Source organism: Streptomyces sp. NPDC029122, assembly GCF_055569445.1.
This window is the reverse complement of sequence record NZ_JBVHWK010000004.1, coordinates 156,435-175,310: the sequence shown is the minus strand read 5'-3', so window position 1 is coordinate 175,310 and position 18,876 is coordinate 156,435. Positions and strand designations below refer to the sequence as shown.

Annotated in this window: 15 protein-coding genes, 2 tRNA genes and 1 pseudogene; 14 read left to right on the top strand and 4 right to left on the bottom strand. The window is 71.5% G+C overall.

What is annotated here, in order from left to right:
* The first annotated feature begins 93 nt into the window (after positions 1-93).
* The gene (locus tag ACZ4WZ_RS07375; protein ID WP_467886269.1) at positions 94-900 is read left to right on the top strand and encodes an Fpg/Nei family DNA glycosylase; all 807 of its coding nucleotides are present in this window, start codon (positions 94-96) and stop codon (positions 898-900) included.
* Positions 901-919: 19 nt separating this feature from the next.
* Here ACZ4WZ_RS07375 and ACZ4WZ_RS07370 read toward each other — a convergent pair whose 3' ends face one another.
* Entirely contained in the window at positions 920-2,155 is a 1,236-nt protein-coding gene (locus tag ACZ4WZ_RS07370) for a GNAT family N-acetyltransferase (RefSeq protein WP_467886266.1), read from the bottom strand.
* Between the two features lie 117 nt (positions 2,156-2,272).
* Between ACZ4WZ_RS07370 and ACZ4WZ_RS07365 the strand changes: the two genes are divergently transcribed.
* The 5 genes from ACZ4WZ_RS07365 to ACZ4WZ_RS07345 all read left to right on the top strand — a co-directional run bounded on the left by ACZ4WZ_RS07365 (position 2,273) and on the right by ACZ4WZ_RS07345 (position 6,827).
* Positions 2,273-3,415, top strand: coding sequence for a SpoIIE family protein phosphatase (locus ACZ4WZ_RS07365; RefSeq protein ID WP_467886264.1), 1,143 nt, complete (start codon positions 2,273-2,275; stop codon positions 3,413-3,415).
* A 115-nt stretch (positions 3,416-3,530) separates the two neighbouring features.
* Entirely contained in the window at positions 3,531-4,322 is a 792-nt protein-coding gene (locus tag ACZ4WZ_RS07360; protein WP_467886261.1) for an ABC transporter ATP-binding protein, read from the top strand.
* 287 nt (positions 4,323-4,609) lie between these two features.
* Positions 4,610-5,995, top strand: a complete 1,386-nt coding sequence (locus ACZ4WZ_RS07355) for a pyridoxal phosphate-dependent decarboxylase family protein (protein ID WP_467886258.1) — start codon at positions 4,610-4,612, stop codon at positions 5,993-5,995.
* On the top strand, positions 5,992-6,447 hold the full coding sequence (locus ACZ4WZ_RS07350) for an HD domain-containing protein (RefSeq protein ID WP_467886255.1): 456 nt from the start codon (positions 5,992-5,994) through the stop codon (positions 6,445-6,447). The genes ACZ4WZ_RS07355 and ACZ4WZ_RS07350 overlap by 4 nt, the downstream gene beginning before the upstream one ends.
* A 185-nt stretch (positions 6,448-6,632) precedes the next feature.
* The gene (locus ACZ4WZ_RS07345) at positions 6,633-6,827 is read left to right on the top strand and encodes a hypothetical protein (protein WP_053674919.1); all 195 of its coding nucleotides are present in this window, start codon (positions 6,633-6,635) and stop codon (positions 6,825-6,827) included.
* 100 nt (positions 6,828-6,927) lie between these two features.
* Here the strand turns inward: ACZ4WZ_RS07345 and ACZ4WZ_RS07340 are convergent.
* A tRNA-Gly gene (locus tag ACZ4WZ_RS07340) sits at positions 6,928-6,998 on the bottom strand.
* Between the two features lie 177 nt (positions 6,999-7,175).
* On the opposite strand from ACZ4WZ_RS07340, the gene ACZ4WZ_RS07335 reads away from it, so the two are divergent.
* From ACZ4WZ_RS07335 to clpX, 5 genes are all read left to right on the top strand, one after another.
* Positions 7,176-7,252: transfer RNA gene (locus ACZ4WZ_RS07335), tRNA-Pro, on the top strand.
* 175 nt (positions 7,253-7,427) lie between these two features.
* The gene (tig, locus tag ACZ4WZ_RS07330; RefSeq protein WP_467886252.1) at positions 7,428-8,813 is read left to right on the top strand and encodes a trigger factor; all 1,386 of its coding nucleotides are present in this window, start codon (positions 7,428-7,430) and stop codon (positions 8,811-8,813) included.
* Positions 8,814-9,098: 285 nt separating this feature from the next.
* Positions 9,099-9,716, top strand: a complete 618-nt coding sequence (locus tag ACZ4WZ_RS07325; protein WP_388938917.1) for an ATP-dependent Clp protease proteolytic subunit — start codon at positions 9,099-9,101, stop codon at positions 9,714-9,716.
* A 102-nt stretch (positions 9,717-9,818) separates the two neighbouring features.
* Positions 9,819-10,472, top strand: coding sequence for an ATP-dependent Clp protease proteolytic subunit (locus ACZ4WZ_RS07320; protein ID WP_361601710.1), 654 nt, complete (start codon positions 9,819-9,821; stop codon positions 10,470-10,472).
* A 153-nt stretch (positions 10,473-10,625) separates the two neighbouring features.
* Entirely contained in the window at positions 10,626-11,912 is a 1,287-nt protein-coding gene (clpX, locus tag ACZ4WZ_RS07315) for an ATP-dependent Clp protease ATP-binding subunit ClpX (RefSeq protein ID WP_388938919.1), read from the top strand.
* 64 nt (positions 11,913-11,976) lie between these two features.
* Here the strand turns inward: clpX and ACZ4WZ_RS07310 are convergent, their stop codons facing one another.
* Positions 11,977-12,933, bottom strand: coding sequence for a hypothetical protein (locus tag ACZ4WZ_RS07310; protein WP_467886248.1), 957 nt, complete (start codon positions 12,931-12,933; stop codon positions 11,977-11,979).
* Positions 12,934-13,060: 127 nt separating this feature from the next.
* Here ACZ4WZ_RS07310 and ACZ4WZ_RS07305 point away from each other — a divergent pair, with 127 nt between their 5' ends.
* Together ACZ4WZ_RS07305 and ACZ4WZ_RS07300 are read left to right on the top strand one after the other, a co-directional pair.
* Positions 13,061-15,682: a valine--tRNA ligase gene (locus tag ACZ4WZ_RS07305; RefSeq protein WP_467886245.1), complete on the top strand. Its 2,622-nt coding sequence runs from the start codon at positions 13,061-13,063 to the stop codon at positions 15,680-15,682.
* Positions 15,683-15,843: 161 nt separating this feature from the next.
* Positions 15,844-16,992: a sensor histidine kinase gene (locus tag ACZ4WZ_RS07300; protein ID WP_467886242.1), complete on the top strand. Its 1,149-nt coding sequence runs from the start codon at positions 15,844-15,846 to the stop codon at positions 16,990-16,992.
* Positions 16,993-17,019: 27 nt separating this feature from the next.
* On the opposite strand, the pseudogene ACZ4WZ_RS07295 reads toward ACZ4WZ_RS07300, so the two are convergent.
* Positions 17,020-17,229 (bottom strand): annotated as a pseudogene (locus ACZ4WZ_RS07295) (rod shape-determining protein); the annotation flags it as partial.
* Between the two features lie 117 nt (positions 17,230-17,346).
* On the opposite strand from ACZ4WZ_RS07295, the gene folC reads away from it, so the two are divergent.
* Positions 17,347-18,873, top strand: a complete 1,527-nt coding sequence (gene folC / locus ACZ4WZ_RS07290; protein WP_467886239.1) for a bifunctional tetrahydrofolate synthase/dihydrofolate synthase — start codon at positions 17,347-17,349, stop codon at positions 18,871-18,873.
* Positions 18,874-18,876 lie beyond the last annotated feature (3 nt).

Sequence of the window (18,876 nt, the reverse complement as noted above, 5' to 3'; positions counted from 1 at the left end):
CTCCCCCCCCCCCCCCCCCCAGACACACTCAGCACCCCTCTCCCCCCCCCCCCCCCCCCCCCCCCCCCACGCACCCGATGGAGGAGCACCGCCGTGCCCGAGGGGCATACGATCCACCGCCTCGCCCAGGACCACACCGAGCGCTTCGCCGCCCGCCCCGTACGGGTGAGCAGCCCCCAGGGCCGCTTCGCCGAGAGCGCGGCCCTGCTCGACGGGCGGGAGCTGGAGGGCGCCGAGGCCCACGGCAAGCACCTCTTCCTGGAGCTCGGTGACGCCTGGATCCACATCCACCTCGGCCTCTTCGGCAAGCTCGGCTTCGGCACCGCCCCGGCCCCGCCGGCGACCGACACGGTCCGGCTGCGCCTGCTGAACGAGGACCACTACGCCGACCTGCGCGGCCCCACCGCCTGCGCCCTGATCGGCGAGGGCGAGAAGAAGGCGATACACGACCGCCTCGGCCCCGACCCGCTGCGCCCTGCCGACGACCCGGCCCGCGCCTGGGCCCGGATCTCCCGCAGCCGGACCACGATCGCCGCCCTCCTGATGGACCAGAAGATCGTCGCGGGCGTCGGCAACGTCTACCGCGCCGAGGTCCTCTTCCGGCACGGCATCGACCCCTACCGGCTCGGCAAGGACCTCACCCGCGCCGAGTGGGACGCGATGTGGGCCGACCTGGTGGTGCTGATGCGCGAGGGCGTCCGCAAGAACCGCATCGACACCGTCCGCGACGAGCACCTCCCCGAGGCCATGGGCCGCCCGCCCAGGGTGGACGACCACGGCGGCGAGGTGTACGTCTACCGACGGGCGAACATGCCCTGCCACATCTGCGGGGGCGAGATCCGCACCGCCGGCCTCGCCGCCCGCAACCTCTTCTGGTGCCCCACCTGCCAGCGGCGGTAGCCGCCGCGGGGCGGGCGGGTTAGAACGAGTGCGGGAGCCAGGGGGCCACATCACCGGCGAAGGCCTGCGAGGCCTGCCGCAGCGCGCCCGGGCGCAGCTCGCGTACCCGGCCCGCCGCCGCCAGTGAGGTCAGGGTGACCCCGCCCAGGTACGCCGAGCCCAGCTCCCGCACCGACAGGGCCAGGTCGGCGGCGTCCCGCGTACGCGCGCACCGCGCCGCGCCGTCCCCGTCGGCGGTCAGCCGCCACCGCCCCGCGTTCCACGGACAGAACGCGTCCTCCACCTCCGCGACCACGTCCACCGGGGCCCCGTACGCCCGCGCCTCCAGCGCCGCCGGCAGGTCCACCAGCCGTAGGTGCAGCGCGTCGCGCTGCTTCGCCCGGACCCGCCGGACGTCGCTCACCAGGTGCAGCAGCGGATCGTCGACGGGCCGCGCGTACGCCCGTACGTGCCAGGTCAGGTCGATCTCGAAGAGGTAGCGCCACAGCGCCGCGTACGCCGCCGGGTCGAGCGCGTCCACCTGGCCGACCTCGACCTTGCCGTCGGAGCCCGTCAGTTCCCAGTCGGGCCTGACCCGGTAGCGGGCGTACCCGGTCACCTCGCCGTCCGGACCCTCCGCCACCACGCACTTCAGCGGCGACGCCCCGTCCCGGAGCTCCGGCGCGTCCAGCAGCGCGTGACGTTCCCAGCCCGGCTGCCGCGCGAGCATCCCCGGCCGCCCCGCGACCAGGGAGGCGTAGACCCGCTCGCAGTCCGGGAGGGCCTTCTCCGGGTCCACGAGCCGCAGCCGCACCCCGTCCGTCCCCGGCGGCACGGAGAGGCGTACCCGGGTGGTGTCGATGTCGACGGCCGTGGAGTACGCGGCGATCCCGTACCCGAAGCGGCCGTAGATCTCCGGCTCCGACGCCGTCAGCACGGCGATCGGCTCCTCACCCGTACGGATGTCGTCCAATTGGCGCCGCATCAGCGAGGTGAGCACCCCGCGCCTGCGGTGGGTCGGCGCGACCCCGACCATGGTGACGCCCGACGCCGGGACCAGGGCCCCGCCCGGCACCGAGACGCGGAAGCCGAAGGCCGAGGCGGAGCCGACGCAGTCCTCGCCGTCCCAGACGCCGAGGGAGCGGTCGAGCTCCGTCAGGGACCGGAAGAGCTCCCGGGCCGGGGCGGGCTCGGAGACGCCGCCGAACGCCAGTTCCAGATGCTGGAACCAGACATCCCAGTCATTCTGCTTCAAAACCCGCATCTCAAGTGCCATGCGGTCATCCTCACTCGCGCGTTCCGTCGCGGTCGAAGGGTTTTCGCCTCCCGAAGCGCCATGGGTCCGGGGGTCCCCCTGCGCGGCCACAGCCAGGATGGATATGGTCCCGGAACAATGGCCGGAGCACGCGTCGAGACGTTCACGGCCCGGATGCGCATGCTGTCGCACCGGGCCCGCACCGCCCTGCGCAAATCCGCCGTCGACTACTTCCGCGGGGACGCCTCCGACTGGCTGGCCTTCGCCGGCCTCCTCCTGACCGTCCCCGCCATAGCCTGCGGCACCCTGCTCATGCCCGTCTGGTTCTCCCCGTCGGCCCTGGTCCTGCCCATCGTCGCCGGCGGCCTCCTGCTGCGCCCCGCCAGCCTGCTCGGGCTGTACGCCGCCGCCGCGGCCGCCCTGATCGTCGAGGCCCTCGTCCTCGGCCCGTACACCCAGGGACCCGCCCGGGTCACCCCCGGGACCGTGCTCGTGGTCGCCGCCTGCGGATTCTTCGGACTGGTCATCGCCCAGTTCCGCAGCCGCGTCGGCGTCCCCTGGAGACGCGGCGGCACCATGCTCTTCGACCTGCGCGAACGCATCCGCGTACAGAGCAAGCTGCCCGCCCTGCCGCGCGGCTGGCACCGCGAGATGGCCCTGCGCCCGGCCGGCGGCCAGTCCTTCTCCGGCGACTTCGTCGTCGCCGCCCGCACCAACGGCGGCCGCACCCTGGAAGTCGTCCTCACCGACGTCTCCGGCAAGGGCATGGAAGCCGGCTCCCGCGCCCTCCTCCTCTCCGGCGCCTTCGGCGGTCTCCTCGGCGCCCTGCCGCCCCAGGAGTTCCTGCCCGCCGCCAACGGCTACCTCCTCCGCCAGGACTGGGACGAGGGCTTCGCCACCTCCATCCACCTCGTCCTCGACCTGGAGACCGGCGACTACGAACTCCTGTCCGCCGGACACCTCCCCGCCCTCCAGCTCTCCGCCGGCACCGGCCGCTGGCAGGAGGTCGCCGGCGAGGGCCCGCTGCTCGGCGTCTACGACGGCGCCGAATTCGCACCCGCCCGCGGCAACCTGCGCAGCGGCGACGTCCTCATGCTCTTCACCGACGGCCTCGTCGAGACCGCCGACCGCGAGATCAGCGAGGGCATCGACCGGCTCACCGGCGAAGCCGACCGCTACGTCGCCGCCGGCTGGGAGGGCGCCGCCTGGCACCTCATCGAAAAGGTCGCCAAGGACGTCAACGACGACCGGGCCCTGCTCCTCATCCGCCGCTCGCCCTGACCCGGGGTGGGGTTTACCCCACCAGCCGTCCGCCGGGCCGCTCCATGGCCGCCCCCGCACGCCGCTCCGTAGCGTCGGGGACACCAGCGGACACCGGTACGGAAGGCGGCACACCATGGCGTTCAGGCGGACCAGGCGACACGACGAGGAGACCGGCCCCGCCGTGGAACTGCGCGGAGTACGACGCGTCTACGGACGCGGCGCCGCCTCCGTACACGCCCTGCGCGGCATCGACCTCACCCTCCCGCGCGGCAGCTTCACCGCCGTCATGGGCCCCTCCGGCTCCGGCAAGTCCACCTTCCTCCAGTGCGCCGCCGGACTCGACGTCCCCACCCAGGGGTCCGTCCGGCTCGGCGGCACCGAGATCACCGCCATGAACGAGAACGAACTCACCGAGCTGCGCCGCAGCCGCCTCGGCTTCGTCTTCCAGGCCTTCAACCTGCTGCCCTCGCTGACCGTCGAGCAGAACGTCCTGCTCCCGATGAGCCTCGGCGGCGGCCGCCAGGACCGGACACGGGCCGCGGAACTGCTCGCCCGGGTCGGGCTGGAGGGCAAGGGCCGGCGCCGCCCCGCCGAACTGTCCGGCGGACAGCAGCAGCGGGTCGCCATCGCCCGGGCCCTGGTCACCCGGCCCGACGTGGTCTTCGCCGACGAACCGACCGGCGCCCTCGACACCACCACCGCCGCCGAGGTCCTCGGCCTGCTCCGCGACGCCGTGGACTCCCTCGGCGCCACCGTCGTCATGGTCACCCACGACCCGTCCGCCGCCGCCCACGCCGACCAGGTGCTCTTCCTCGCCGACGGACTCATCGCGGACCGCCTCCCGCGCACCTCCGCCCAGCAGATCGCCGCCCGCATGACCACCCTCACGGCCCGCCCGGGGTACCGGGCACCGGCAGCGGCGTAGGAGAACCCCGGCGGCCCGGCCCGTACGCCGGCCGCCCGTGCCCGACGCCCCGCGCCCGGCGTCCGTACGCCGCCCCGCGCCCGGCGTCCGTACGCCGCCCCGCGCCCGGCGTCCGTACGCCGCCCCGCGCCGGCCGTCCGTACGCCGCCCCGTGCCCGGCGTCGGGCCCGCCGGGGGACCGCCGCCCGCCGAGCACCTCGTCCCCCCGCGCTGCCTGCGGTTCCGCCGGGCCACTCGCGGCCGATTGGCCCGGTCGCCCGGCCCCGGGGGCGTCTACCGTCCCGCCCATGGACCGCACGCTCGCCGCCGACCTCGCCCGCCTCCCCGAACTCCTCGACGCCACCCGCCGCGCCGCCGCCGAGGCCCTCACCACCCTGGACGACCGCCCCGTCGTACCGCCCGGGGACGCGCCGCCGCCCGCTCCCCTTCCCGAGCACGGAACCGGCACGGAAGCCGCCCTCGCCGATTTCCGGGCCCGCTGGGCACCCCGCCTCTCCGCCTCCGCCGGCCCCCGCTACCTCGGCTTCGTCACCGGCGGCGCCACCCCCGCGGCCCTGGCCGGGGACTGGCTGACCGCCGCCCACGACCAGAACTCCAACTCCGCACTCGACGGCGCCGGCCAGCACCTCGAACGCGAGACCGTCGGCTGGCTGCGCGACCTCTTCGGCCTCTCCGCCGCCCACACCGGCACCTTCGTCAGCGGCGCCACCCTGTCCAACACCGCCGGCCTCGCCATCGCCCGCGAATGGCTCGGCGAACGCCTCGGCGTCTCCCCGGCCGAGGACGGAGCCGCCGCCCTCGGCCCCGTCCGCGTACTCTCCGGCGCCCCGCACTCCTCCATCGCCAAGGCCCTGTCCGTCCTCGGCCTCGGCCGTTCCGCCCTCGTCCGCGTGCCCACCCTCCCCGGCCGGGAGGCCGTCGACCCCGCCGCCCTCGACCGGGCCCTGGCCGACACGCCCGGCCCGGCGGTCGTCGTCGCCAACGCCGGCACCGTCAACACCGCCGACTTCGACGACCTCCGCGCCGTCGCCGCCCTCAAGGACCGCCACCGCTTCTGGCTCCACACCGACGCCGCCTTCGGTGCCTTCGCGGCCCTCACCCCCGGGCACGCGCACCTCGTCGCGGGCCTCGACGCCTCGGACTCCGTCTGCGCCGACCTGCACAAGTGGCTCAACGTCCCCTACGACAGCGCCGTCCAGTTCACCCGCCGCCGCGACCTCCAGTCCCGGGTCTTCGCCAACGCCGCCGCCTACCTGGGCCCCCTCGGCCCCGACCCCGACCTGGTCCACCTCACCCCCGAGAACTCCCACCGGCTGCGGGCCCTCGCCGCCTGGTTCACCCTCCGCGCGTACGGCCGCGAGGGTCACCGGGAGATCGTCGAACGGGACATCGCCTGCGCCCGCTCCCTCGGCGAACGCCTCGACCGGGACCCGGCCTTCCGGCTCCTGGCCCCCGTCCGCCTCAACGTCGTCTGCTTCACCCTCGCCGAAGCCCCCACCCTCGAGCGGCTGACCGCCCTGCGCGAGGCCGTCGCCGCCGACGTCTTCGTCACCCCCACCGTCCACGGGGGAACCGCGGCCCTGCGCGCCGCGTTCTCCAACTGGCGCACCACGCCGGCGGACGTCCACCGCGTCGCCGAGGCCCTGCGCACGGCAGCGAAGGAGATCGCATGACGGACCGCTCCCTGACCCTCGCCGAGGTGGAGGCCCTCGCCCGCTCCGCGCACGAGGGCCAGACCGACAAGGCCGGCCGGCCCTACGCCGAGCACCTGGCCGCCGTGGCCGAAGGCGTCCGCCTGCGCGGCGGCACCCCCGCCCAGCAGGCCGCGGCCTGGCTCCACGACTCGGTGGAGGACGACGCGCTCAGCCCCGCAGAGCTCGCGGAGGCCGCCCTCCCGCAGGAGGTCAAGGACATGGTCCTGGCGCTCACCAAACGCCCCGGAGAACCACTGGAGGAATACGCCGCCCGCGTCCTCGCCACCCCCGGCGCCCGCCTCGTCAAGGAGGCCGACCTCGCGCACAACGCCGACCCGGTACGCCTGTCCGTACTGGACGCGCCGACCCGGGACCGGCTGACCGCGAAGTACGCCCGCGTCCGCTCCCTCCTCGGCATCACCCCGCCCTGAACCCGGCCTTTGGTCACGCTCCGCCCGATATGTTCCCGATCCGCGCCCGCCCGGTGGGAAAGACATGATGGCGATTCGTCACGAGGCGGGTAGTGGGGGCCGGTTGGTGGGAGGATGGTGCAAGTGGGGCGCGCGCGACCGCGCGCGCCGGGCCGGCCAGGGGACGACCGAAGGTGTGATCAGTAGTGGCCATTTCGCTGTCAGTGGTGGTTCTGTTGGCGATCATCCTGGTGATCCTGATCCGCGGCAAGCACATCAAGGCCGGCCCCGCCATCATCGCGGTCCTCTTCGGCTTCTTCCTCGCGTCCAGCTCCATCGCCCCGGACGTCAACCGCTTCCTGAACTCCCTCGCGGACACCATCGCGGGCATCAAGCTCTGACGCGGGCCTTCCGCGGGCCTTCGGGGACCCTCCGGGCCCGGAAAACGCCTCAGGGCCAGGGCGGAGAGAAATCTCCGGCGCCTGGCCCTGAGTCATGGAGAGCGGGTGACGGGAATCGAACCCGCGTAGCTAGTTTGGAAGACTAGGGCTCTACCATTGAGCTACACCCGCAACATGCGCGCCGCAGGTCCGGGGACCGCGGCACGGACAGCATCCTAGCGGGTCGCGCGGGGGGAGTGCACACCGCTTTTCCCGCCGTGTCCGGCCCGCTCCGCGCGCGCGTGCGCCCGCCGGGGAAAACCGGGGCGTCGGAGGGTCTCCGGGCATGTACCCTACGTGTCGCACCGACGGGGTGTGGCGCAGCTTGGTAGCGCGTCCGCTTTGGGAGCGGAAGGTCGTCGGTTCGAATCCGGCCACCCCGACCACCAGTACCGCCCGCCACCGGGATCTCCGAAGATCGCGTTGTGGGCTGATTGCCGCTTGCGGTTACTATGCAAGCTGCGTGCCCGTGTGTCTGATGCCGGGCCGAAATCCGCCGAGGCCGCTGAATCACAGCGGGCCGGCAGAACCCCAAGCAGTCAGCCACAAGGAGACCGAACCGTGAAGAGCGCCGTGGAGACCCTGAACCCGACTCGGGTTCGGCTCACTGTCGAGGTGCCCTTCGAGGAGCTCAAGGACAGCCTCGACGCGGCGTACAAGAAGATCAACCAGCAGGTCACGGTGAAGGGCTTCCGCAAGGGCAAGATCCCGAACCGGGTCATCGACCAGCGCTTCGGCCGCGGTGCGGTGCTGGAGGAGGCCGTCAACGACGCCCTCCCGAAGTTCTACACCGAGGCCGTCAACGAGGCCGACCTGAACCCGCTGGGCCAGCCCGAGGTCGACATCACCGAGCTGAAGGACGGCGAGCTGCTGGCCTTCACCGCCGAGGTGGACGTCCGCCCCGAGATCGAGATCCCGGACTACTCCGGCATCGAGGTCGAGGTCGACGCGGTCGAGGTCTCGGACGAGGACGTCGAGAAGTCGGTCGAGCAGCTGCGCAACCGCTTCGCGTCCACCAAGGACGTCGAGCGCGCCGCCGCCGAGGGTGACGTCGTCACCATCGACCTCGAGGCCAAGGTCGACGGCGAGGTCCTCGCGGACGGTGTCGCCACCGACGTCTCCTACACCATCGGCTCGGGCGAGCTCCTCGACGGCATCGACGAGGCCGTCAAGGGCCTCGAGGCCGGTGGCGAGGCCACCTTCACCTCGCAGCTGAAGGGCGGCTCCGCCGAGGGCAAGGACGCCGAGGTCACCGTCAAGGTCACCAAGGTCTCCGCCCGCGAGCTGCCGGAGCTGGACGACGAGTTCGCCCAGATGGCGAGCGAGTTCGACACCCTGGAGGAGCTGAAGGCGGACAGCCGCAAGCGCCTCGAGAACATGAAGCAGTACGACCAGGCCACGCAGGCCCAGGAGCGCGTCCTGGAGAAGCTGCTGGAGCTCGTCGAGGTCCCGATCCCCGAGAAGCTCCTCGCGGACGAGGTCCAGACCCGCAAGCACAACCTGGAGCACCACCAGCTCGGCCAGATGGGCCTGAACCTCGAGAAGTTCCTCGAGATCCAGGGCAAGACGGTCGAGGAGTTCGACGCCGAGACCTCCGAGCAGGCCGTCAAGGGCATCAAGACGCAGTTCGTCCTCGACGCGCTGGTCAACAAGGAGAAGCTGGGCGTCAACCAGGAGGAGCTCACCGAGCACCTCATGCGCCGCGCGCAGTCCTCCGGCATGTCCCCGGACCAGTTCGCCCAGGCCGTCGTCGAGGGCGGCCAGGTCCCGATGCTGGTCGGCGAGGTCGCCCGCGGCAAGGCCCTCGCGGTCGTCGTCGAGGCCGCCAAGGTCGTCGACACCAAGGGTGAGGTCGTCGACCTCTCCGACGACGAGGACGAGGCCGAGACGGCCGCCGAGGCCGCCGTCGAGGGCGACTCCGAGGCGCAGGCCGACGAGGCCAAGTAACACCCCGGGCGACGCCCCGGCGCAGCCCCCTGAGCAGTGCCCCGAAGGGCCCGGACGCAGCCGCGTCCGGGCCCTTCCGCATGCCCTCGCGAAGGGCTCGGGACCTTGCGCTCCGAGCGAACAGTTCGGGAAGCGGGATGGCGTTGTCCTACCTGCGCGTTAGGGTCCATGAATACGAGGGCACGGGAGTACCCGAAGCCGGCGGGCATCGCCCCCCGGTAGGTCCGCGCCCCAGAACGAGACGCTGAGACGGCATACGGCCGTCGGAGACGAGCAGGTGGATACGTGACGAATCTGAAGCCTTACGCCGCGGGTGAGCCGTCCATCGGTGGCGGCCTCGGCGACCATGTCTACAACCGGCTGCTCGGCGAACGCATCATCTTCCTCGGCCAGCAGGTCGACGACGAGATCGCGAACAAGATCACGGCGCAGCTCCTGCTCCTGGCGGCCGAGCCGGACAAGGACATCTACCTGTACATCAACAGCCCCGGTGGCTCCGTGACGGCGGGCATGGCGGTCTACGACACCATGCAGTACATCCCGAACGACGTCGTCACCATCGGCATGGGCATGGCGGCCTCCATGGGCCAGTTCCTCCTCACCGGCGGCGCGACGGGCAAGCGCTTCGCGCTGCCGAACACCGACATCCTGATGCACCAGGGTTCCGCCGGTATCGGCGGCACCGCCTCGGACATCAAGATCCAGGCCCAGTACCTGCTGCGCACCAAGCAGCGGATGGCTGAGATCACCGCGCACCACTCGGGCCAGACCGTGGAGGCGATCATCCGCGACGGCGACCGCGACCGCTGGTTCACGGCGGAGGAGGCCAAGGAGTACGGCCTCATCGACGAGATCATCTCCGCCGCGTCCCTGGTCCCGGGCGGCGGCGGCACCGGGGCCTGATCCCGGCCCGGCGCGCGGGGCCCGTACGGGGCCCCGTACGCCAGCCCGCCCGAGCCAGGCACCCTCAGCCCGCAGAACGCCACCAGGACGGTGAACACCCAGATGCAGAACAACTTCTCCGCGAGCGGCCTCTACTCCGGCCCCCAGGTCGACAACCGCTACGTCATCCCGCGCTTCGTCGAGCGCACCTCGCAGGGCGTGCGCGAGTACGACCCGTACGCGAAGCTCTTCGAGGAGCGCGTGATCTTCCTCGGCGTGCAGATCGACGACGCCTCGGCCAACGACGTCATGGCGCAGCTGCTGTGCCTGGAGTCGATGGACCCGGACCGCGACATCTCGATCTACATCAACAGCCCCGGTGGCTCCTTCACCGCGCTGACGGCCATCTACGACACGATGCAGTTCGTGAAGCCGGACATCCAGACGGTCTGCATGGGCCAGGCGGCCTCCGCCGCCGCGGTCCTGCTCGCCGCCGGCACCCCGGGCAAGCGCATGGCCCTGCCGAACGCCCGTGTGCTGATCCACCAGCCTTCCGGCGGCACCGGCCGCGAGCAGCTCTCCGACCTGGAGATCGCGGCCAACGAGATCCTGCGCATGCGCGACCAGCTGGAGACCATGCTGGCCAAGCACTCGTCCACGCCGATCGAGAAGATCCGCGAGGACATCGAGCGCGACAAGATCCTCACGGCCGAGGACGCGCTGGCGTACGGGCTGATCGACCAGATCGTCTCGACCCGCAAGATGAACGCGGTCTGATCCTTGCCGCCACTTGACGTGGCCGCACCGCGGGATTCCGCGATGTGAACCGCGTCAAGGGGGCCCCGAACGGGGCCCCCGGCAAGGTACCGTCGGATATGAGGCACCAGGAGCGCTGAACCAGGCGTCTCCCAGGCGAAGGGGAAGCACCTCGTGGCACGCATCGGTGACGGCGGCGACCTGCTCAAGTGCTCGTTCTGCGGAAAGAGCCAGAAGCAGGTGAAGAAGCTCATCGCAGGACCCGGTGTGTACATCTGCGACGAGTGCATCGACCTCTGCAACGAGATCATCGAAGAGGAACTCGCGGAGACCTCCGAGGTCCGGTGGGAGGAACTCCCCAAGCCCCGTGAGATCTACGAGTTCCTGGAGAGCTACGTCGTCGGCCAGGAGCCGGCGAAGAAGGCGCTCTCGGTAGCGGTGTACAACCACTACAAGCGCGTCCAGGCCGGCGAGAACGGCGGCGCGCAGGGCCGTGACGACGCGATCGAGCTCGCGAAGTCCAACATCCTCCTGCTGGGTCCCACGGGTTCCGGCAAGACCCTGCTGGCCCAGACCCTGGCCCGCATGCTGAACGTCCCGTTCGCCATCGCCGACGCGACGGCGCTGACGGAGGCGGGCTATGTGGGCGAGGACGTCGAGAACATCCTGCTCAAGCTGATCCAGGCGGCGGACTACGACGTCAAGAAGGCCGAGACGGGGATCATCTACATCGACGAGATCGACAAGGTCGCCCGTAAGAGCGAGAACCCGTCGATCACGCGCGACGTTTCGGGCGAGGGCGTCCAGCAGGCCCTCCTGAAGATCCTGGAAGGCACCACGGCGTCGGTCCCGCCGCAGGGCGGCCGCAAGCACCCGCACCAGGAGTTCATCCAGATCGACACGACGAACGTGCTCTTCATCGTGGGCGGCGCCTTCGCCGGCCTGGAGAAGATCATCGAGTCGCGTGCGGGCGCCAAGGGCATCGGCTTCGGGGCGACGATCCGCTCGAAGCGCGAGATCGAGGCGAGCGACCAGTTCCAGGAGGTCATGCCGGAGGACCTGGTGAAGTTCGGGATGATCCCCGAGTTCATCGGCCGCCTCCCCGTCATCACCTCGGTGCACAACCTGGACCGGGAAGCCCTCCTCCAGATCCTGGTCGAGCCGCGCAACGCGCTGGTGAAGCAGTACCAGCGCCTGTTCGAACTCGACGGCGTCGAGCTGGACTTCGAGCGCGAGGCCCTCGAGGCCATCGCCGACCAGGCGATCCTCCGCCAGACGGGCGCGCGCGGCCTGCGCGCCATCATGGAGGAGGTCCTGATGTCGGTGATGTACGAGGTCCCGTCCCGCAAGGACGTGGCCCGCGTGGTCATCAGCGCCGACGTGGTCCGCTCCAACGTCAACCCGACGCTGGTCCCCCGCATCGTCCCGAAGGACCAGGGCCCGCACGAGAAGTCGGCGTAGCGGCAAGGGCATACAGAAGGGGCGCTCCCGACCGGGAGCGCCCCTTCTGCGTGGGTGGCCGCGGCTACTTCTTGACGCGGGCGGTGTTGTAGAGCTTCGCGGTGAAGTCGGCGGTCTGCTCCAGGGTGTAGCCGGGCTTGCCGGCGAGGATGGAGACGGCGTCGCTGGCGCTGACCGCGGCCAGGGTGCTGTAGTCACCCCAGATGCAGACGGGCAGCGTGAATTCCTTGATTCCCTTGCTCGGGTCCTTCGGAGTCGCCTTGATCTCCTGGCACTTGAGCACGGCGCCATCGAACCCTTCAGGAGTGATCTCCTTCGGGCTGCCGACCAGTTCGACCGTCGACTTGTCGTTCTTCTGAGCGGCGTTCATCTTGAACATGGCGAAGTAGGCGTCGACCGACTTCTCCGGGTCGGCGATGTCGCCGTAGACGCCGCTGAAGTTGATGCCCTTCTGCGTGAGCGGATTCTTCGGGTCGCCGGCCATGTAGCTCATGCCCACCTGGGTGGGGTTCTTGATGCCGACGGCCTCGGCTTCCTGCTTGTCCTTGTCGCTGATGGGCTTCTCTTCGTACTTCGGGTTCTTCTGGAACTCGCCCACCGACTCCGGCGCGACCAGCTTGTAGCCCTTCGTGGCGTCGGAGACCGAGCCGGCCGCGCCGCCCAGGAACCACCAGCCGGCTCCGGCGATCACGGCCACGGCGACGACCACCGCGATGATCGGGCCCGCCTTCGACTTCTTCGGGGGCTGCGGCGGGGGTGCGTACGCGGGCTGGGGCTGCTGCGGCGTCTGGTAGCCGTACGCCGGCGGCTGGGGCTGCTGGCCGTACGGGGGCTGCGGGGGCGGGGGAGGGGTCTGGTAGCCGCCCTGCTGGGGGTAGGCCGGCGGGGGCGGCGGGGCCTGCTGGGGGTAGCCGTAGCCGGGCTGCTGGGGGGGCTGGCCGTACGGCTGCGGCGGCTGCTGCCCGTAGGAGCCCGGCTGCTGTGGCTGCTGGCCGTACGGCCCCGGCTGGTTGTAACTCATCCCGCGTCCCCCTGTGAGGTTTGCTTATCCGTTTCACACATCCTGGCGGAAGGCATGGGCGCCCGGGGCGGCGGGCCCCCGGATTACGGGTTTCAGTACCGGACCGTTACGGCCCTAAACTGTGCCCGTGACCGAGAACACGCAGACACCCAGCGCACCCAACTCCGAACTGCCGACCGCCTACGCGCCGGCCGAGGTAGAGGGGAAGCTCTACGAGAGCTGGGTAGAGCGTGGGTACTTCACGGCCGACCCCGCGAGCGAGAAGCCCCCGTACACCATCGTCATCCCGCCGCCGAACGTCACCGGCTCGCTCCACCTGGGCCACGCCTTCCAGCACACCCTCATGGACGCCCTGACCCGCCGCAAGCGCATGCAGGGCTACGAGTCCCTGTGGCTGCCCGGCATGGACCATGCCGGCATCGCCACCCAGAACAAGGTCGAGCAGCAGCTCGCCGAGGAGGGCAAGTCCCGCCACGACCTGGGCCGCGAGGAGTTCGTCGAGCGCGTCTGGCAGTGGAAGGAAGAGTACGGCGGCAAGATCCTCGGCCAGATGCGCCGCCTCGGCGACGGCGTCGACTGGTCCCGCGAGCGCTTCACCATGGACGAGGGCCTGTCCCGGGCCGTCCAGACCATCTTCAAGAAGCTCTACGACGACGGCCTGATCTACCGCGCCGAGCGCATCATCAACTGGTGCCCCCGCTGTCTGACGGCCATCTCCGACATCGAGGTGGAGTACCAGGAGGACGCGGGCGAGCTCGTCTCCATCCGGTACGGCGAGGGCGAGGACAGCCTCGTCGTCGCCACCACCCGCGCCGAGACGATGCTCGGTGACACGGCCATCGCGGTCCACCCCGACGACGAGCGCTACAAGCACCTCGTCGGCCGGCTCGTCAAGCTGCCGCTCACCGACCGCTCCATCCCGGTCGTCGCGGACGCGCACGTCGACCCCGAGTTCGGCACCGGCTGCGTCAAGGTGACGCCCGCCCACGACCCGAACGACTTCGCCATCGGGCAGCGCCACAACCTGCCCAACATGACGATCATGGACGAGCACGGTGTCATCACCGTCCACGGCCCCTTCCTCGGCCTGGACCGCTTCGAGGCGCGTTCCGCGGTCGTCGGCGCGCTGCGCCAGCAGGGCCGCATCGTCGCCGAGAAGCGCCCCTACCTGCACTCCGTCGGGCACTGCTCGCGCTGTTCGACCACGGTCGAGCCCCGCCTGTCCCTCCAGTGGTGGGTCAAGGTCGAGACCCTGGCCAAGGCCGCCGGTGACGCGGTCCGTGACGGCCGGGTCGCGATCCACCCGCAGGAGATGGAGAAGCGGTACTTCGACTGGGTCGACAACCTCAACGACTGGTGCATCTCGCGCCAGCTGTGGTGGGGCCACCGCATCCCGGTCTGGTACGGCCCGGACGGCGAGGTCGTCTGCGTCGGCCCCGACGAAGAGGCGCCCACGGGCGAGGGCTGGACCCAGGACACGGACGTCCTGGACACCTGGTTCTCCTCCGGCCTGTGGCCGTTCTCCACGCTGGGCTGGCCGGAGAAGACCCCGGACCTGGCGAAGTTCTACTCCACCGACGTCCTGGTCACCGGCCACGACATCATCTTCTTCTGGGTCGCCCGGATGATGATGTTCGGCCTGTACGCCATGGACGGCGAGGTTCCCTTCAAGACGATCGCGCTGACGGGCCTGGTCCGCGACGAGCGCGGCAAGAAGATGTCGAAGTCCTTCGGCAACGTCGTCGACCCGCTCGACTGGATGGACAAGTACGGCTCCGACGCCGTCCGCTTCACCCTGGCCAAGGGCGCCAACCCCGGCACGGACGTGCCGATCGGCGAGGACTGGGTCCAGGCATCCAGCAAGTTCGCCAACAAGATCTGGAACGCCACGCGCTTCGCGCTGATGAACGGCGCCACGATCGAGGGCGAGCTGCCGCCGGCCGAGCGGCTGTCGGCCACCGACCGCTGGATCCTGTCCCGCCTCAACAAGACGGTCGCGCAGGTCGACGGCTACTACGAGGACTTCCAGTTCTCGAAGCTCAGCGAGGCGCTCTACCACTTCGCGTGGGACGAGGTCTTCGACTGGTACGTCGAGCTGTCGAAGACGACCTTCTTCGCGGGCGGCGAGCAGGCGAAGGTCTCCGGCCGGGTCCTCGGCGAGGTCATCGACGTGATGCTGCGCCTGCTGCACCCGGTGGTCCCCTTCGTCACCGAGACGCTGTGGACCACGCTGACCGGCGGTGAGTCCCTCGTGATCGCCGACTGGCCGAACGACAGTGGCTTCCGCGACGAGGCCGCCGAGGCCGAGATCGAGAGCGTCCAGAACCTCGTCCGCGAGGTCCGCCGGTTCCGCAAGGAGCAGGGCCTCGACGACAAGCAGAAGGTGCCGGCCCGTCTCGACCTGTCCGGTACGGCGCTCGCCGCGCACGAGGCGGCCATCCGCCAGGTGCTGCGACTCCAGCCGGAGGGCGACGCCTTCAGTGCCTCCGCGACCCTCCCGGTCGCCGGCGCCACGGTCGCGCTCGACCTGTCGGGCACCATCGACGTCGAGGCCGAGCGCAAGCGCCTGACGAAGGACCTGGGCGCCGCCGAGAAGGAGAAGCAGCAGGCCGAGGCGAAGCTGGCGAACGAGGCGTTCATCGCCAAGGCCCCCGACAACGTCGTGGACAAGATCAAGGGCCGTCTCACCAAGGCCGAGGCGGACATCGCCCGGATCCAGGCGCAGCTGGCCGCCCTGCCCGCCGCGTAGCCGCGCGTCGCTGCCGCGCACGAAGGCCCCCGCACCGTCTCCGGACGGTGCGGGGGCCTTCGCGTGAGCCCTTGCCCGGCGATGACCGGGGTGCCGCATATCACTTCATATGCGGCACCCCTCGATCCGCACCCCCCGGGCCGACCACGGATGATGGGGGGATGCACGTCAAGCCCGTCCCGCCGGCGTTCCACCGGGCCCTGGCCTCCGGCCGCCGGATGGCCGAGGGCTGGGGCGCCTCGCCCCGGGCGCAGGACGCCCTCGCCGCGCTGAGCTGCCTGGCCCTGATGGCGCTGGACCTGCCCGGCCTCGCCGCCGCCGACAACTCCCTCAGCGGGGCGGGGGCCGCCGCCGTGCTCACCGCGGGCTGCTCGACGCTGCTGGCGCGGCGCCGGATGCCGTGGGCGGCGTACCTCACGGCCCTGCTGTTCATCGGCTGGCTGCACGAGCTGACCCTGATCCAGTTCGCGCTGTACTCCGTCGGCCGGTACCGGGGGCGCCGCGCCGCGGTCCTGGCCACCCTCGGGTACGTGGCCTTCGCGGTCTCGGTGTTCTGCCTGCCGGGCTGGCCCGAGCCGAAGGTGGCGACGCTCAGCTCCTTCCTGGGCCTGGTGGTGCCGATCGGGGTGCTCGCCTCCGCCGTCGGGATCGCCGCCTGCCGGCACGACCTGGTGCGCGAGCTGGAGGCCCGGCGGGCCGAGTCGGCGGTGCTGAGCGCCGTGCAGCAGGAGCGGACCTCGGTCGCCCGCGACGTCCACGACTTCGTGGGGCGGGAGCTGACCCTGCTGACGGTGCGCTCGGAGGTGCTGTCGATGCGGGCGCGGGAGACGCCGTACGCGAAGGACTTCGAGGAGCTGTCGGACACCGCCCGGCGGGCGCACCTGGTCCTCAACGAGATCATCGTGCAGCGCGGGGAGCGGGCGGCGACCCCCGGTGTGGACGGGCTGGCGGCGCTGGCGGAGCAGAGCGGGCGGGCCGGTTCGCCGGTCAGGCTGGCGCTGGACCCGCAGGCGCACGCGCTGTCGCCGCTGCGGCAGGCCGCGGTCTACCGGGTGGTGCAGGAGTGCCTGACCAACGCGGCCAAGCACGCCCGCGGCGAGACCATCGAGGTGTCGGTCCGGGCGGACGGCGCGCACGTGCGGATCGCCGTCAGCAACGGACTGCCGGACGGCGCCCCGGGCCGGGCCCCGGTCTCGGCGGGCTCGGGTACGGCGAGCATGGCCGAACGGGTCCGCAGCCTGGGGGGCACGCTGACGGCGACGCGGACGCCGGACTCGTACGAGGTGGTGGCGACGCTGCCGCACGGCTGACCGGGCGGGCGCTCATGCCCCGGCGGGGGCGAGCAGACCGCTCGGGGTGCGGCCGGTGGTCTCCTTGGCCTCGGCACCGACGGCCAGGGCGGTGGCGGTTCCGGCCCTGACCGCCACCACGGACGGCTCATTGAGGACGATCCCGTGGCCGCGGGCGTAGACGAGGGTGTCGGCGGTCCCGAGGTCCGTCCCCATGTCGCGGCTGGAGGCGGTCGTGGTGGTGCTGGCCTGCGGCATTCGGTCCCCCCTCTCCTGCCGCAAGGCTCGCATGACGATCAGGTCGCCTTCGCGGCCGTAGGTCCCGAAACGCCCGGGCCGGAAGTCCTGCGGGTCCCCGTCCGTAGACTGGTCCCCGTGAGTGAGCAGCAGCCCCAGAGCCACGACCGCGACCGCGACGGTACCTTCGACGAGTTCGACCAGATTGTGGCGGAAGAGTCCGACCGCGACCCCGACCTGGCGGTGATCGAGGCCGGCAGCCGTACCCTGCGCGCCCAGGCCGGGCCGCCGTCGGGCGACCCCGTGCCGTCCCGCCCCGAGGACCCGGAGGTGGCGAAGGCGCTGCTGGAGGTGGAGCAGGAGCTGGCCACCCGGTGGGGCGAGACCAAGCTGGAGCCGTCCGTCAGCCGGATCGCCGCCCTGATGGACGTACTGGGCGAGCCGCAGCGCGCGTACCCGTCCATCCACGTCACCGGCACCAACGGCAAGACCAGTACGGCCCGCATGATCGAGGCCCTGCTGAACGCCTTCGACCTGCGCACGGGCCGTTACACCAGCCCGCACGTCCAGTCCGTGACCGAGCGGATCAGTCTGGACGGGGCACCGATCAGCGCCGAGCGCTTCGTCGAGACGTACCACGACGTGAAGCCGTACGTGGAGATGGTCGACGCCGCCGAGGAGTACCGGCTGTCGTTCTTCGAGGTGCTCACCGGCATGGCGTACGCGGCCTTCGCGGACGCGCCGGTCGACGTGGCCGTGGTCGAGGTCGGCATGGGCGGCAGCTGGGACGCCACCAACGTGATCGACGGGACGGTCGCGGTGATCACCCCGATCAGCCTGGACCACACGGACCGGCTCGGTTCCACGCCCGGCGAGATCGCCCAGGAGAAGGGCGGCATCATCAAGCAGGACGCCACCGTGATCCTGGCGCAGCAGCCGGTGGACGCGGCACAGGTGCTGCTGAAGAAGGCCGTGGAGGCCGACGCGACGGTGGCCCGCGAGGGCATGGAGTTCGGCGTCGTCTCCCGCGAGGTGGCGGTGGGCGGCCAGATGCTCACCCTGCGCGGCATGGGCGGCGAGTACGACGGCATCTTCCTGCCGCTGTACGGGGCCCACATGGCGCACAACGCGGCGGTCGCGCTGGCCGCCGTCGAGGCCTTCTTCGGCGTCGGCGGGGAGCACGCGCGGGAGCTGGACGCGGACACCGTCCGGCAGGCCTTCGCCTCGGTGACCTCGCCGGGCCGCATGGAGGTCGTGCGCCGCAGCCCGACGGTGATCCTGGACGCCGCGCACAACCCGGCGGGCGCGCAGGTCACCGCGGAGGCGGTCACCGAGGCCTTCGGCTTCAGCCGGCTGATCGGTGTCGTGGCCGCGAGCGAGGGCAAGGACGTCAAGGGCGTCTTCGAGGCCTTCGAGCCGATCTTCGCGGAGGTCGTGGTCACCGAGAACACCAGCCACCGGGCGATGGGCGCGGACGAACTGGCGGCGATCGCGGTCGAGGTCTTCGGCCCGGACCGGGTGCAGGTGGAGCCCCGGCTGGACGACGCGCTGGAGGCGGCCGTCACCCTTGCGGAGGAAGAGGCCGAATACGGAGGGGCCGGGGTCCTGGTGACCGGTTCCGTGATCACGGTGGGCGAGGCCCGCCTGCTGTTCAAGAAGGGCTGAGGG

Bases quoted from the DNA above. Each gene is read 5' to 3' on its own strand.
- ACZ4WZ_RS07370 (WP_467886266.1), bottom strand. From the start codon at position 2,155: ATGGCACTTGAGATGCGGGTTTTGAAGCAGAATGACTGGGATGTCTGG.
- ACZ4WZ_RS07365 (WP_467886264.1), top strand. From the start codon at position 2,273: ATGGCCGGAGCACGCGTCGAGACGTTCACGGCCCGGATGCGCATGCTG.
- ACZ4WZ_RS07360 (WP_467886261.1), top strand. From the start codon at position 3,531: ATGGCGTTCAGGCGGACCAGGCGACACGACGAGGAGACCGGCCCCGCC.
- ACZ4WZ_RS07355 (WP_467886258.1), top strand. From the start codon at position 4,610: ATGGACCGCACGCTCGCCGCCGACCTCGCCCGCCTCCCCGAACTCCTC.
- ACZ4WZ_RS07350 (WP_467886255.1), top strand. From the start codon at position 5,992: ATGACGGACCGCTCCCTGACCCTCGCCGAGGTGGAGGCCCTCGCCCGC.
- ACZ4WZ_RS07320 (WP_361601710.1), top strand. From the start codon at position 9,819: ATGCAGAACAACTTCTCCGCGAGCGGCCTCTACTCCGGCCCCCAGGTC.
- ACZ4WZ_RS07310 (WP_467886248.1), bottom strand. From the start codon at position 12,933: ATGAGTTACAACCAGCCGGGGCCGTACGGCCAGCAGCCACAGCAGCCG.
- ACZ4WZ_RS07300 (WP_467886242.1), top strand. From the start codon at position 15,844: ATGCACGTCAAGCCCGTCCCGCCGGCGTTCCACCGGGCCCTGGCCTCC.